The following is a 15272-nucleotide window of genomic DNA, read 5'->3' on the forward strand; positions in this document are numbered from 1 at the left end:
TGAAACCTACCGACACCTTGATGAACCCACCGCTGAATTTGATAAAAAAAATGACAGACCTAATAAATTTTGGAGCGACTTTTCACTTGATCAACAAGCCGAAATATGGCAAAAATTTAATAAAGAGGCTGCTCATTTTAATTGGCTCAGAGCGACACCTAACAAAGAAATAATTAAGCCTTGGTTACACTTTAAAGGTGAGCCTGAGCGTATTGAAAAACTAACATGGAAATACAAAGCAAAGCGTTTAGCGCTACAACTGTTTATGGGAATACCTTAAGCGCATTATAAAAGTCGCTTTATAACTTAAAGGAAGTCTGAGCTATACATAGTTTGAGTTTACTAAAGGAGTATATGTTTAATTATAAGTACTTAGGCGGCTCGCAGTCTAAAAAATAATCTTCAATCAATTCTACGAAGAATGTTAAACGGTTTGTGTATTTTAGTTAATTGACAATATGACATCTTATATTTATTACTTCTAATACTTTAAGATCAGCTTATCTCGCTTAAAGCTAATATATAAATACTTAGTCATTTATATTATTGTTATTTTTAATATCGCCAGTAAATCAACTAAATCTATTTAGGCATAACTCTAAGAATAGCGATTTAAAATATGTCACAAGTTGGCTTTTGTTGTTAGGCTAAAAATACAAATATAAGAGGGATTTTTATGATCAAGGCAAGATCGGCTAGCGTGACTTTAACGCTTATTCTATTTTTATTAATACCAATGCAAGGATGTGCAGATATGTTTGGCTTTTTTAACAAACAAGACGTTACGTTGTCGTTGCCTGTAAAAGGCAGGCTATTAAATAATGGTGAGCCTCAACAAGGTGTTAAAGTAACAAGAGAACTCATTTATGGCGACACTTATATTGATGAAGCAATAAGTGATAGTGCTGGCTACTTCTATTTTAATAACAAAAAAATACGCAGTTCAAAGCCTTCAAACATGTTTTTTAATAGCTCTTTGCTACAGAGTATTTATATTGAAAACAAAAAAGATGAAGATTCAATCTTATGGTACACCACTATACAGTTCACCGAAGAGCAAGTACTGCTGTCTGATATATTAAATAACTTTGAATGCGAACTTACTGAAGAGCCAATAACATACGATATACCGATAAAAAACACGGGTCAATTTTATACAGTTTATACACGTTGTAAGTTATAGAAATTAGTGAAAAGTTTTATAAAGCCACTAATGTTTATCTATTAGTGGCTTTAATATAACGATTAACGTTTTAACTGTGCTTCATTTTGGTTTAGTAAACGAATTATAGGGTTTTGCTCTAATATTTTACTTTTCAAAATATAACCAATAATTAGTCCAGCTATAAAGCCACCAATATGCGCACCATAATCAATGCCATCAGGGCCTGTTACTGCACCAAAAATGTTAAATCCTAACCAAATAGCAAAAAACCATACTGCAGAAAGTTTCTTCTGATAAATTACAAACATAAAAGTAAGGCTTGCGTGTCTAAACCACATTAAGTACATGCCAAATAAACCTGCTATGGCGCCACTTGCACCCACGCCAGGTATATTCGACATTGGGCTTACAATGAAGCTTGCAAACGATGCGAGTAGTCCACAGGCTAAATACCACAACAGAAAGCGTTTATGGCCTAAAACATCTTCTAGATTATCGCCAACGATATATAAAAAGTACATATTGCCGACTAAATGCATTATAGAGCCATGTAAAAATACGCAAGTTAATACAGTCCATAGCTCATTACCTTTGCTTAAATCTGCTGGTGTCATAGCAAAGTTATCAATAACATAGCTAAATGAGCTTGGATTCAAAAAATAAAGTGCAAAAATCAATGTATTTAAAACAATAAGGCCGCGAGTAACCCAAGGGATTTTTTGTGGTTTAATGTTATATTCAACAGGCATTTGCGTTAAAAATTGGAACAAGTAGGTTTTCCAACTTACTTTTTGATTTAGCTCGCCTAAACTCGCTTTTATTTCAGGGCTTTTTTCTACACTTTCAAGCTCATCTTTATCAATCCAGGTGCCATCGCAGTGTCTACAAACATCAATTTCGGTATGAAAAGCTTCAAGTAAATGAAAACACTCCAAACTTTTTTTACAATCCGGACAGTCAAGCTCAGAAACGCCTAATGGCTCACCAAAGTGAGTTTCAAATTTATCACCTTCTGGGCCGTCATTTATCTCAGAAATCATCCTGTTCACTTCATTTTTCTCGAACCATAAGCCACCACATTCACGGCAAATATCTATTTCTTCACCCTGATAATTGGTTACTTCTAGTGGATGATCTTTACAATGTGGACAGCTTTTAGTTGGCATTTGTAAGTTCCTTTAACGAACCAACAGAAATATCATTCTGCTGTAATTCCATTTTTAATTGTTTAGCGCTATTTTTTAATGCAGGGAGTGTTTGAGTTTTAATTAAATTAGTAATCTCTTTTAATTCTTCAGCTGCTTGTCTAGCGGAAATCCTTTTATTAGCTACAGCGTCTATTAAAAATTTAGCTCTTGAGTAAAATCGACGTATTTGCGTTAGTAATTCACTTGGGGTTTCGAGTGTAGTTGGAGAGTACTGCATCGTTTGCCAAATGTACTTTTCGAGTGTTGGTTTAAAATACTCAATTTCTTTTATTGATGGGCTTTTTGCAAGTAAATTAGCATACTCTTCCATACTGTTTGCATTATCAGCAACTTCGTCAAATAAGGAGGTGCGCAAATAGTAGTTATCTTCCATTTTACTAAATGAGTCAAATTTAAGCGCTTGTTCTAAGCCGCTTTGAGCAGCTAAATACACGCCGAATATAGTAGAAATAACCATAAAAAATTGATTTAGCCAAAAACCAGTACTTTTTAGTTCTTTGTGATCGACCGTTTTAAGGGCTTGCGAAAATTTTTGAGTAACTACAGGTGGTTTTGTATTGTTTTCAGGGGTGTGATTAGTTGGTTCCAACAGTTTGTTCCTTGAATATTTACTTCCTTTTTAGGCGCACAAGAATACTTAAAAATTAACCAGTTAGCAATGCTCCTACCCACATTGAATATACTTTTTACATATATTAAAGAAACCATTCGAGTATAGCCCTTCCCCTAAATTTTAAATTGTTTTTTAAATCATCTAGCGATCCAACTAAACAAGAAACTTCATGACTCTATATTAATGAATAGAGAGTTTTTGTAGTACCTGAGGCTATTTTGTTAGCAAAGTAACGTATTACCAATAAACGGACTAAAAAAACCTTCTTTAATAACTCAATAATGAGGCGTAGTTAGCCTTTATATTTAAGGCGCTGTTGGCCCAACGCCTAAGAGGGGTATTTATTTTTGTTATACAAAAGTGGAGAACTTTTTACACAGGCAAAGACTATGTATTTAAAAGCACAGCGCCGCTTTTATTTTCGCCTAAATGATCATCTTTATTGTAAATTGGGCAACTTTTAAGTGATAAGCAACCACATCCTATACAACCGTCTACTTTGTCGCGCAGGCGTTGCATATGCGCAATTCGCTCATCAAGTTGCGCTTGCCAATGTTTTGAAAGTGCTGACCAGTCTTGTTTTGTTGGTGTGCGGTTGTCGGGTAGGGTAGCTAAGGTGTTTTTAATCTCATCGAGCGTAATTCCCATCGCTTGAGCTGCTTTTATTACAGCTACACGGCGTAATACATCAGGTTTATAACGTCGCTGATTACCATTATTTCGCCAGCTCTTAATTAAAAACTTAGTTTCGTAAAAGTGAAGAGTAGATACTTTTACACCACTTCTTTTTGCTACATAGCCAACGGTTAGGTTAGCTTCGGTTAATTTTTTTTGTCCTACTGGCATAATTTTAATCCTTCAGTTGACCTCAATATAACTTGAGGTTTTAAGCTTCTACCACATTAAAAAAGGAGCTAACTAAATGCAACAAAAACTTGAGCGTAATACTGTTATTATTTATTCAAGCGCACGAAAAAACGGCAATACCACAGCCCATGTTAATAGCTTTGCCGAGCAAAATGATGTGCGCGTAATTTGTCTGGATGATTATAAAATTGCGCCGTATTGTTATGACAAAAACTATAAAAATGATGACTTTTACGCGCTATTTGAAGTGGTTTTAAAGTACGACCATTGGGTGTTCGCGTCTCCTGTTTATTGGTATAACACTACGGTACAAATGAAGTCATTTATAGATAGGATCACAGATTACATGGATGACGAAACCTTGAAGCCGAAGTTACGGGCTTTACGTAATAAAGATTTTTCGTTGTTATCAAACGCATCATCGCTTGAAGCGCCTGATATTTTTGTAGAAATGTTTAAACGAACATTTAGCTATTTAGGTATGCAGTTTATTAACCATCATCATAAAAACACTCAATCGGCAGCATGATAAGCTGCCCTTTTTTCTTTGCTTCTGTTAGTTTTATAAATAGGTTAACTTATTTAAAACACAGGATTGTTTATGAAATACCTATTATTACTTTTACTTATAAGCCCATTTTCGCAAGCGGGTGAAAACCTTATTAAAGACTTTGGTTACTTTTATAGTGTCCCGGAGCATGTTCAGATAAGTGACTCTACGGTATTTAAAATAGCCTTTGATGTTGGTGATGGCGCTAAAAAAGGTGAGCAGAACAATTCAATGAACTCACTTGCACGTTTTATTAATATGCATATAGCACACGGTGTAAAGCCAGATAACATTCAATTAGCGTTAGTGGTACATGGTAGTGCTAGCGTTGATGTATTGGCTAATAGTGAATATAAAGAACGTTTTAAAGCAGATAACAAAAATCAAAGTTTAATAAAGCAATTGTTGGCCAATAACACCGTGGTTTATGTATGTGGGCAATCGGCTACGCATTATAAAGTAGCACCAGAACAACTAATTGAAGGTGTGCAAATGTCACTTTCGGCGATGACAGCACATGCCCAGCTGCAACAGCAGGGTTATACACTCAATCCATTTTAATAATTAACATGACAAAAAATATTCTCTGCTTTGGTGATTCTAATACGTGGGGTTTAAACCCTGTAACGGGAAAACGCTTTGATGAAAATACCCGTTGGACATCGTTATTAAATAAAAACTTAGGGTGTGGCTTTAACGTAATAGAGGCAGGGCAGCCTAACCGCACGTTAGTGCATAATCCACCGTTTGATGGCGTGCTTAATGGTGTTAGTTATCTAAAGCCTTATTTGGATAAGCATGAGCTCGACTTTATTATTATTGCCCTTGGTACAAACGATCTTAAAAAACGTTTTAATTTAACACCTAGTTTAATAGCAGATGGGTTAAATGATTTAATTAACTCAATACATATTTATTATCAGCAAGGTAGTACTTTAAAATCTCCTAAAATTATTATTGCTAGCCCACCTAAAATAAGAATCACCGAGCAGTATTCGCGTATTTACGAAGGTGCAGATATAAAAGCAACAGAGCTCTCTAGTGCATTCAAAAGCGTTGGGGCTACTCATAAATGTACTTTTATTGATTTTAATACATTTATTAATGTAACAGCCGGTGATGGGATTCACTTTGAAAGTAATCAGCATTTAACGGTAAGCGCTAAAATCACTCAGTTTATTCAAAATTCGTTCAATAATTCTTAAATCGATCTGTTTGAATTTAATGCGACTTATGCAATCATCTAATAAAGTAGTGATATAAATTAACAACTTCGAGATGCTATGAAAAAGTACCAACAAAAATCTATTATAGCCGTTTTAACCGGAGGGTTAGTTTTTGTAACTGGCTGCTTTATTTTGCTTAATTTTTCAGCCCAGCGGTTAACAGCACAAACAAAATCTGATGCTGAGTATATTCTAACTCATATAGATGGTGCAATTGCAGAGAGGCGTCGAATTCTTACCCCATTAAATAAGCTGGCATTTAAACAGTGTGATAACGCGACTCTTCTTGAGATGCGCCGCGCTTTATTTGACGCAAAATATGTAATTGATATAGGCTTTTTTAAAGATAACCAGCTAGTTTGCACTACTGGCGCGGGCTTATTAACTAAACCAATTAATGACAAACAGCCTGACTTTATTCGAGATGATGAAGAGGTGAGAGTTCGTTTTGAGCCAGAGCTTTATTTATTATTATTTAGTCAACGCCCTATGGAAGTAATTATAGTCAGGCAAGGTGACTATAATTTAATTATGCAGAGCACGCCTTTTACCAATATCGGAATTATTGCGCCAGATTGGGAGGTTATTTATAAAGCACCAAATGCTTTACATCATTTAGCGGGTAAAGAGGGGGTGTATCAGCAGGTAACAAGTAATGTTTTCTTTCCTTACTCAACTAATTCAGTTTGCAGCTCTACAAATAGTCATTATTGTGTAGTAGTGCACTTACCTTGGAGTCTGTTTTTTTCTAATAATCACTTATTATTAATAATTTCGTTAATTTTAACCTGTTTAGCGGGCATATCGACTGCACTAATTGTTGATGCAAGAATTGCTGCACGTCGCTCTACTAACCAGCGTATCCGTAAAGGGCTTAAAAAGGGATCATTTTATTGGACTTACCAGCCCATTATTTGTTTACAAAGTGGCAAGCTGATTGGTTGTGAGGTACTTGCGCGTTTTGAAGATAAGTACGGGGCTTTATTTCCAGATGAGTTTATTCCGGTTATCAGAAAAAACAATTTAACATGGACTTTTACTAAGGCAATGATTGCTACAGCGATAAAAGAGTTGACCGCTATAGAGGCATTACCTGATGGCTTTAAAGTATCGCTTAATATATTTCCGTGCGATGTAGAGCAAGGTAATGTGTCGTTACTGCCGCAAATTACAGAGCTAACCAATTCACGCTTTATTATTTGTTTAGAGATAACCGAAGACGAATACCTTGATACAAGCATTGCGCATGCTCATTTTAGAACATTAGTTGAATCGGGGTTTAATTTATCATTAGATGATTTTGGTACGGGTTACTCAAATTTAAGAAACTTACAAAATTTAAGTTTTCACCAACTCAAAATTGACCGTACGTTTGTTCAAGATATAGCAACTGAGGGCTTAAAAGCTTCTATGATCCCAAATATTATGGAACTTGTGCATAAGTTTAATTATACCTGCGTAGCCGAAGGGATTGAAACCACAGAACAAGAAGCTATTTTAAAAACAGCGGGTGTACATTACGGACAAGGTTGGAAATATGGCAAGGCTATGACTGCATCTAAATTTAAAAGTTACATAGCTAATCAACATTTTTAGATCTCAGCTGCCATACTAAACGTATCGTTATGAAATTTAAAAAATTATGTTTATTATGATCAAATTAATATTAAGTGCTTTTGCATTTTTACTACTTAGCGCATGTACCACGCAATACCCAAACCAACAAATAACAGGGAAGCAGTTTCCAATTATTAACGGCGAAAGCTTAGAACAAAATATGGTAACTATACCTAGCGACTTTAAAGCAGATAAAACACTGCTGCTTATTGGTTACAAGCAAGACAGTCAGTTTGATATAGACCGTTGGTTAATTGGCTTAGACATGGCGGGCGTTACGCTTCCTACCTACGAGCTACCTACTATTGCGGGCATGGCGCCACGCATGTTCAGTACATTTATAGACAGTGGTATGCGCAAAGGCATCCCTAAAGAATTATGGGGCGGAGTAATCACTATTTATAAAGATGGTGAAGCGGTTCAAAAATTTACAGGTAATGAAAGTCCAAATAACTCTCGCGTAGTACTTATTAATAATAGTGGCGAAATTTTATATTTTTATGACCGAGGTTTTTCGGTAGATGCGTTAAATAAATTAAAAGCGAATATTGAGTAGCCTTTAAATTCATTTGTTTAGGTTAATTAAAGTGAAAGGGAGCGAATGCTCCCTTTCTATTGTATTTTATTTAAAACGCGTAACTTACACTAAAACGCGTAGTGCGAGGCATAATGTAGCGACCATTTGGTGAATCTGCATTACGTGGGTCACCCTCCGTGATGCCTTGCTCATCAGTTAAGTTATCAATTGCTACTTGAAGCTTAATACCTTCCATTGGTTCTAGGATGAAACCTAAATCAACTTTCTCATAGCCATCGAGTGTTACCGTATTTTCGTTATTGCCAAAGCGATCATCAACAGCTGAAAGTGTACCGTATAAAGTTGCATACATACCTTGCAGTTCAAAGTCGTAGCTTGGTGTTACACGTACTTGCCATTTTGGTTGGCGCTGCGACTGGTTACCATCGTTTGTTGGGCTCTCTGTAATTTCAGCATCTTGTAAAGTCGTATTTAAATTAACAGAAAAACCAGACTCATGATTAAAGTTGTAATCAAGCTCTATACCGTATGCTTCGTTTGTTAAAATTTCAGCAGGTACGCCAGGTCGTCGTACAAATGTGTCGCCTTTAACTTCATTTACAAATACGGTTGCATAAAAGTCGGTTGATTCAGTAATTAACTTATAGCCAAGCTCGCCTTGAGTTATTTCTTTAATAAGCTTTTCGCCGCCTTCGTAAGCATCAAAGTTATCTCTAAAGTCATCAAAGTACGGCATTTTATAACCACGGTTAACACGGGCAAACACACCCATGTCATCGTTAATTGAGTAGTTTAGCCCTGTAGTCCACGATGTTTTACTTTCATCATAGCTAACGGTTTTAGTAATAATACCGTCAAGGCCCTCATCTACACTGTATTCTACTTCGTGGTTTTCTTGACGTACGCCAACATCAAGCGTAAACGCATCAGCAAATTTGTATTCACCGGTGACATAAAACGCGTTAGTGCGCGCATCACCTGTTGAGCTTATGTCGTAGTTAAAATCACAACCATCGGTGCTTTGATTACATTCAATCCCCGTTAATGCTTCTCCGCCTGATTCAAGTACATGGTATGCAGTGTTACCTAAGCTCCACCAATCTTTTGCTGAAGTACTTGCAGTGTAATACCCAAAGGTTGTTGATAGGTCGCCAAATTTTTTCGAAAAAGCTAAATCATTAGTAAATGAGCTGATTTCTTTAAGTACGACCCATCGACCAAGTTGTTGGACTGGGGTATCGCTTGCATATTCAGTGTTTGTAACTGCTCCAAATGCAGTTTGGCCGTTATCAGCAACTGCTCCAACCGTTGTTGCTGAGCCACTAGGTACTAAACCGTAGGTATTTGCATCGCCTTTGGTAATGTTAAAGCGATCTGAAAAATGCCAACCATCTTTTAACTCTAGCTTAATACTACCGCCCGAAACATGGCCGTCCCACCCTCGGCCATCACCTAGGTCAATATCAAGTGCTTGTGCATCGGGGCCTGTAAATATTGTTGCTTGACGATTTAGCGTACCAAGTTGCGTATATTCAGCGTCAATACCATCAACATTAAGGGGTGTTGGTAAGTACCATGCACCGTGATCGTCTGTTTGGCGGGTATAAAAGTTAAGCTCACCGTTGTCTAAATCTTTAGTAATGTTGATTGTAAATTGGCTACCTTTTTCAGAAGTAAAGCCCGCATCACGAATGCCCGGAGAGCTTTTTACGTAACCGCCAACCATAAAGTATAAATCGTCAGTAATTTCACCACTCATCACAGCATCAACTCGCTGTAGGTCGTAATCAGATGTTGTGTATTTAAATAAGCCTTCTGTTTCTTCGCCACCACGTTTTAATCTAAAATTGGTTGTTAATCCTGGTTGTCCGTTAGATAAAACAGGATTAGGTCCACCACGTAGAGCTTCTACTGTCTCAATAGTTTCATCAATACGAAACATTGATGAGTTTTCTAAAAATGACAATGTTGAAGCAGGATAAATAGGTGAGCCTTCAATGCTGAGTGTTAAAAATGGGGCATCACCACCACCAGGAAAACCACGAACAAATACATTAGCGCCCGATTCACCACCTGAGCTTTCTACCCAAACACCAGGTATTGCTTTAAACAAGTCAGCGGTGCTTTTTGGAGACAGTTTAATAATTTGTTCACTATCGATATTAGTTACCGCATAGCTGGCATCTATTTTTCTAACTCCAACACCCGTAGGTGTTCCCGATACCACAATGCGCTCAACTTTCTGTTTTTCTTGTGTTTGCTCTGCTGCAAATGCGCATTGAGTGCTAAGCGCTAAAGTAATTGCACACGCTAATGTGCTTTTTGCTTTATTGATTTTCATGTGTGTGATCCCGTTTAGTGTGTGAAACAGTGTGATTTTTCAGTCTTATCTCTTAAAATTTAATGTAAATAAGCTGTGTATGTTGAAACTTTAGAGATAAATGCAAACGTTTGCAATATTTATTTGTAAATTATTTATGAATTTATATGGTTTATTTATTGAGCTTATTTATCAGATAAACATTTTTTAAGACGTTGTTCGCGCCAGCAAAAAATAATAATGCTATATTGTCAGCAGGTTAGATAATTGTATTAAGCAACCAGAGTTCAGGCTAATTAGTGGCAACCGGCGATTTAGGGAAATCATGAATAATAAAAAAATTAAATTAATTGATTTAGCAAAACTAGCAGGTGTATCGACTTCAACAGTTTCGCGTGCGCTTAATGATAATCCGCTAATTAAGCAAGAAACCCGCGACAAACTACAGCGCTTAGCTAAAGAACATAATTTTAGCCTGAATACTGCTGCAAGCCGCTTGCGTACACAAAAAACCAATGTTGTGGCAGTTATAATTAACCTTGATGAACAAACAGAGCAGTCGATTAGCGACCCATTTTTACTTAAAGTGGTGAGCGAAATTAACCTTGCGCTTAATCAACAAGGGTTAGAGCTTTTATTATCAAACTCAATAATGGCGCAAGACGATTGGGCTAATTACTTTATTAATAGCCGCCGTGCAGACGGCATTATTGTGGTAGGCCAAGGTAAAAACCAAACCAATATAGAAAATGCGGCTAACGCAGGTGTTCCGCTGGTAGTATGGGGGGATCCTAAAACACCCAGTAATTATGCCATTGTAGGAAGTGACAACTATTTAGGGGGCTTGCAAGCAACTACGCATTTAATAGAACATGGAGCTAAAAATATTGTATTTTTAGGTGACCCAGAACACGGTGAAATTAGCGAACGTCATCGAGGGTACTCTGCTGCATTAGCATCCCACAAGTTAGAGCAACATGTTGTATCTATTGATATTACAAGTAGCTCTGCGTACCAATCTATTAACCAATTACTGCGTGAAAAAGGCCTTTATTTTGATGGTATAGTTGCATGTAGTGACATGGTTGCTTTAGGGGCAATGAAAGCCTTAAAAGAGCGCTATGTAAGTATTCCTAACGATGTAGCCTTAGTGGGCTTTGATGATATTGCTATGGCCGACATTAGCCACCCTTCATTATCGACCATCCGACAAAACACACAGTACGCAGCCACGCTATTAGTTCAAAAGCTAATGCAACAACTCGCTGGTGAAAAAGTCGAATCACAAGTCATTGATATTGAATTAATTACCCGTCAATCGAGTAAACGTTAACTTATAAATGATGTTGAGTTAATGTTAAAATAAAAATGCAAACGATTGCATTGGCGGTTATTCTAAATTAAACTCAAACCTCACTGATATAAACACACACAGTGTATGCACTCATTATGGGCATACAATAAAGGTCGTTATAGCGTTTTAATAACGCTCTAAAGCGAGGGCAATTATGAGTAAAACAAAAGTCACACTGGCTATTGCAGCAAGTTACTTTATTTTCGCTATTTTATTAAATAGTGTAGGTACCGTTATTTTGCAGGCAATAAATACCCTAGGGGTAAGTAAAACAGAGGCCTCAGTTCTTGAAGGGTTTAAAGATTTATCCATTGCGGTAATGTCATTTTTAGTGGCTTCGTTTATTCCTCGCTTGGGCTATAAGCTTGCCATGCTTGGGGCACTTACTGTTGTTGCACTTGCTTGTGTAAGTACTGCTTTAATTAGTGACTTTTATGCATTTAAAATTTTATTCGCAGCCATTGGTTGTGGCTTTGCTGTGGTTAAAGTATCGGTTTACTCTATTATTGGCCAAGTAACAGATGATGTTAACAGCCACTCTTCATTGTTAAACACCATTGAAGGCATTTTTATGGTTGGTGTATTAAGCGGCTATTGGATTTTTACTGCTTTTATAGATCCAGACGATTCAACCGCGTGGCTTAACGTTTATTATTTGCTGGCAGCTCTAACCCTAGTTGTTATAGCGAGCGTCATTGCTGCGCCTATAAAGCCTGCTATTGTAAGTAAAACTAAACGCTCAAGCTGGTATGACTTTATAGCTATGCTAAAGCTAACATATCAACCATTAGTGCTCATATTTATAATCAGCGCTTTTTTATACGTGCTAATTGAGCAGGGCGTAGGTACTTGGTTACCCACATTTAATAATGAAGTTTTAAAACTCCCTGTCGCTATTAGTATTCAGTTGGCTAGTATTTTTGCTGCAGCACTTGCGCTTGGGCGCTTAGTGGCAGGGCAAGTACTTAAACATATTAATTGGTTTGCTGTATTGTGCAGTTGTTTAATTGCTATGGCTGGTTTAATACTCATTACCTTGCCACTTACCGAAAATATTACTGAAAATAACGTAACGAGTTTATTTGACGCTCCTCTTGCTGCATTTGTTTTGCCGTTAATTGGTTTTTTTATGGCACCTATTTATCCGGTACTTAACTCCGTTATGCTCAGCGCACTTGAAAAACATCGTCATGCCGCTATGACTGGCTTAATTGTAGTTTTTTCAGCACTTGGTGGTACAACAGGCTCAATAATAACGGGTTATGTATTTGAGCACTTTAGTGGCCAGCATGCGTTTTACCTTTCTTTGGTTCCTATTAGTTTAATTTTTATTAGCGTGTTTTTTTTCAAAAAACGGATAGATGCTATCTCACAACACACAACCACAGCTTAAAAGTAAGGAAAGTTATGAGTTTTTTCGAGAGCCAATTATTTAAAGATGTTCAAACACAGCATGTATTTAGTGACTGTAAAACATTTGCAGATGCAATTGCGCGTGTTAATTGGCAAAGTGCATGTAAAAGTTATGAGCAACTAGCTCCTTTAAATAATGCGCAGCTTAGTGAGTTTGTAAACGCACACTTTATTACTTCCCCCGTGCTAACAATGGACACTGAAGTTGATACGTCATCTGTTAAACAGTATATAAATTCGTTATGGACTGGCCTTAGAAGAGAGGCCGATATTCCAAAGCAAGACTCATTACTTGCACTAAAACACAGCTATATTGTGCCTGGTGGACGTTTTCAAGAAATTTACTATTGGGATAGCTATTTTACAGCCTTGGGTTTAATTGATGCAGATAAAGGTGATGTAGTTGAAGATATGCTACTTAATTTTATCGATTTAATTAACGATTATGGCAGTATTCCAAATGGTAACCGCCGTTATTATTTGTCACGCTCGCAGCCACCTGTTTTAGCACTCATGGTCGAATTATTATGGAAGCATACACACAGTAAGTCGCTTAATATGCAATGGCTTAATATGTGTGTGGCAGCGCTTGAAAAAGAATATAGGTTTTGGATGCAAGGCGCGCAGTTGCTTTCAGATAATATGTTGAGTTCAAACCGTGTGGTAAGAATGCCTTGTGGCGGTATTTTAAATCGTTATTGGGATGATGCGGGCGAGCCAAGGGCTGAGTCACTACGAGAAGATTTAGAGTTAGCACAAGAGTTGGCTGATGATCAAAAAGCTGATTTTTATCGTAATATTCGTGCTGCGTGTGAGTCGGGGTGGGATTTCAGTTCTCGTTGGTTGGGGGAGTCTAATTTGCTAAGCTCTATTCAAACAACCGATATTGTTCCTATTGATTTAAACTCCCTTATGTATAACTTAGAAAATCAGTTAAGTAAGTTTTTTAAACTGCTCGGCAATAGTAAGCAAGCTGAGCATTACAAATTACTTGCTGGCAATCGTAAAGTACTTATAAACACGTATCTTTGGAATGAATCTATCGGTTTTTTTGTTGATTATAATAGCCGTAAAGCCACTCAATCTCAGGTACTTAGTGCTGCAGCCTCTACCGCTTTGTTTGTTAATCTAGCCAGTAATGACCAAGCTACCAAAGTAGCAACATTGTTAGCCAATGATTTTTTAAAAGAGGGTGGTATTGTTACAACCATTACTCATACATCACAACAATGGGACAGCCCAAATGGTTGGGCACCATTACAGTGGTTTGCTGTAAAAGGGCTTAATAATTACGGTATTACACAATTAAGCTCGAATATAATGCAAAACTGGATAAAGATGGTTGAGCAAAATTTTGAGATAAATAAGTGCTTGCTCGAAAAATATAATGTGTGCACCCCTAACGTTTTAGCAAGTGGTGGGGAGTACCAAGTGCAGCAAGGTTTTGGTTGGACAAATGGTGTAACAACTCGATTTTATAAGTTACTAAACGACTAATCCGATCTGTTATTTATCTTATAAAAGCAATTTAATTGACTCGATTTTTAATTTTAAGCATTGATTTTATTCTGTTTTATTTATTTAAGGATGAGAAGCGATAACTGTATTTTAATACCAAAATCTCATTGTAAGTTGTATTTGATTTAGGTAATGTGGTGTAAATGTTTCAAGGAAGAAATTTATGCCCCATACAAACTCGGTATTTGTAAAAACAACGTTTCAATCATCTTTTCATTCGCATAATTACACCGCTATTTTAAGAACACTGCAAGCTCTGTTCGGTGATATTAAAATGGATGATGTTGTGCCTAAAGTAGAGCAGCGAGCTAATTATGATTTATTTTTAATTGACGGTGCTAAAAGCAAATGGCAAGACCTCATTCCAGCAGACCTTATTTGTTTAGCTAAACATTATAGTGTTGTCATTTTTAATGTTGATAGAGAAGATGTATGCGAGCAAAACTTATTACTTAACCATTTTAATGGCGTTTTTTATAAATCTGATGCGCCAGAGGATATTTTTAAAGGGTTAGTTCGGGTTAATAGCGGCGAGCTTTGGTTTACGCGTAAAGTAATTTCAAAAGCATTTAGTGATATTTTAGCTGTGGCATCGTCATTTAATGGTCTACACGACGATATTGAATTAAAGCAGGACGATTACGATCATTTAACAAAGCGAGAAAAGTCTGTTATTCATCTAATTGCACAAGGTGCAAGTAACAATACCATTGCTGACAAACTCAATATTAGTGATCATACCGTAAAAACACATCTATACAGTGCGTTTAAAAAAACGAACTCACGCAATAGGGTAGAGCTTGCTAATTGGGCTCAGCGCTACGTTTCTGTATTATTGCCAATGGCTAAATAGCTTATTTAGCATTAAATTTTCCTATAAAAA

Annotated in this window: 14 protein-coding genes and 1 pseudogene; 11 read left to right on the forward strand and 4 right to left on the reverse strand. The window is 36.7% G+C overall.

Annotated elements, in window-relative coordinates; genetic code table 11:
* Positions 1 to 280: pseudogene (locus GQR52_RS18580) on the forward strand (hypothetical protein); the annotation flags it as partial.
* A 396-nt stretch (positions 281 to 676) separates the two neighbouring features.
* Entirely contained in the window at positions 677 to 1183 is a 507-nt protein-coding gene (locus GQR52_RS18585; RefSeq protein WP_231609722.1) for a transthyretin-like family protein, read from the forward strand.
* Between the two features lie 62 nt (positions 1184 to 1245).
* Here the strand turns inward: GQR52_RS18585 and GQR52_RS18590 are convergent, their stop codons facing one another.
* The 3 genes from GQR52_RS18590 to soxR all read right to left on the reverse strand — a co-directional run bounded on the left by GQR52_RS18590 (position 1246) and on the right by soxR (position 3832).
* Complete coding sequence (locus tag GQR52_RS18590) at positions 1246 to 2331, reverse strand: rhomboid family intramembrane serine protease (protein ID WP_165729399.1); 1086 nt, start codon at positions 2329 to 2331, stop codon at positions 1246 to 1248.
* Positions 2321 to 2962 (reverse strand): hypothetical protein, encoded by a 642-nt coding sequence (locus GQR52_RS18595; protein ID WP_007584429.1) that lies wholly within the window; start codon positions 2960 to 2962, stop codon positions 2321 to 2323. The genes GQR52_RS18590 and GQR52_RS18595 overlap by 11 nt, the downstream gene beginning before the upstream one ends.
* Before the next feature lie 411 nt (positions 2963 to 3373).
* Positions 3374 to 3832 (reverse strand): redox-sensitive transcriptional activator SoxR, encoded by a 459-nt coding sequence (gene soxR / locus GQR52_RS18600; protein ID WP_007584428.1) that lies wholly within the window; start codon positions 3830 to 3832, stop codon positions 3374 to 3376.
* Positions 3833 to 3908: 76 nt separating this feature from the next.
* On the opposite strand from soxR, the gene GQR52_RS18605 reads away from it, so the two are divergent.
* The 5 genes from GQR52_RS18605 (at position 3909) to GQR52_RS18625 (ending at position 7802) form a co-directional block, all read left to right on the forward strand.
* Positions 3909 to 4382: a flavodoxin family protein gene (locus tag GQR52_RS18605; protein WP_165729400.1), complete on the forward strand. Its 474-nt coding sequence runs from the start codon at positions 3909 to 3911 to the stop codon at positions 4380 to 4382.
* Between the two features lie 72 nt (positions 4383 to 4454).
* A complete protein-coding gene (locus GQR52_RS18610; protein ID WP_165729401.1) occupies positions 4455 to 4964 on the forward strand; it encodes a DsrE family protein in 510 nt (169 codons plus the stop codon).
* A gap of 8 nt (positions 4965 to 4972) precedes the next feature.
* A complete protein-coding gene (locus GQR52_RS18615; protein WP_024593722.1) occupies positions 4973 to 5608 on the forward strand; it encodes an SGNH/GDSL hydrolase family protein in 636 nt (211 codons plus the stop codon).
* Positions 5609 to 5686: 78 nt separating this feature from the next.
* On the forward strand, positions 5687 to 7225 hold the full coding sequence (locus tag GQR52_RS18620; protein ID WP_165729402.1) for an EAL domain-containing protein: 1539 nt from the start codon (positions 5687 to 5689) through the stop codon (positions 7223 to 7225).
* 55 nt (positions 7226 to 7280) lie between these two features.
* Positions 7281 to 7802: a hypothetical protein gene (locus GQR52_RS18625; protein ID WP_165729403.1), complete on the forward strand. Its 522-nt coding sequence runs from the start codon at positions 7281 to 7283 to the stop codon at positions 7800 to 7802.
* A 70-nt stretch (positions 7803 to 7872) separates the two neighbouring features.
* On the opposite strand, the gene GQR52_RS18630 is transcribed toward GQR52_RS18625, so the two are convergent.
* Positions 7873 to 10125: a TonB-dependent receptor gene (locus GQR52_RS18630; protein ID WP_165729404.1), complete on the reverse strand. Its 2253-nt coding sequence runs from the start codon at positions 10123 to 10125 to the stop codon at positions 7873 to 7875.
* 304 nt (positions 10126 to 10429) lie between these two features.
* Here GQR52_RS18630 and GQR52_RS18635 point away from each other — a divergent pair, with 304 nt between their 5' ends.
* From GQR52_RS18635 to GQR52_RS18650, 4 genes are all read left to right on the forward strand, one after another.
* A complete protein-coding gene (locus GQR52_RS18635; RefSeq protein ID WP_165729405.1) occupies positions 10430 to 11437 on the forward strand; it encodes a substrate-binding domain-containing protein in 1008 nt (335 codons plus the stop codon).
* A 175-nt stretch (positions 11438 to 11612) separates the two neighbouring features.
* Positions 11613 to 12851 (forward strand): MFS transporter, encoded by a 1239-nt coding sequence (locus tag GQR52_RS18640; protein WP_165729406.1) that lies wholly within the window; start codon positions 11613 to 11615, stop codon positions 12849 to 12851.
* Between the two features lie 14 nt (positions 12852 to 12865).
* A complete protein-coding gene (locus GQR52_RS18645) occupies positions 12866 to 14368 on the forward strand; it encodes a trehalase family glycosidase (protein ID WP_165729407.1) in 1503 nt (500 codons plus the stop codon).
* A gap of 184 nt (positions 14369 to 14552) precedes the next feature.
* Entirely contained in the window at positions 14553 to 15242 is a 690-nt protein-coding gene (locus GQR52_RS18650; RefSeq protein ID WP_165729408.1) for a LuxR C-terminal-related transcriptional regulator, read from the forward strand.
* Positions 15243 to 15272 lie beyond the last annotated feature (30 nt).

It is taken from the genome of Pseudoalteromonas sp. 31A1 (assembly GCF_011378815.1).
GTDB classification, from domain to species: domain Bacteria; phylum Pseudomonadota; class Gammaproteobacteria; order Enterobacterales; family Alteromonadaceae; genus Pseudoalteromonas; species Pseudoalteromonas arctica.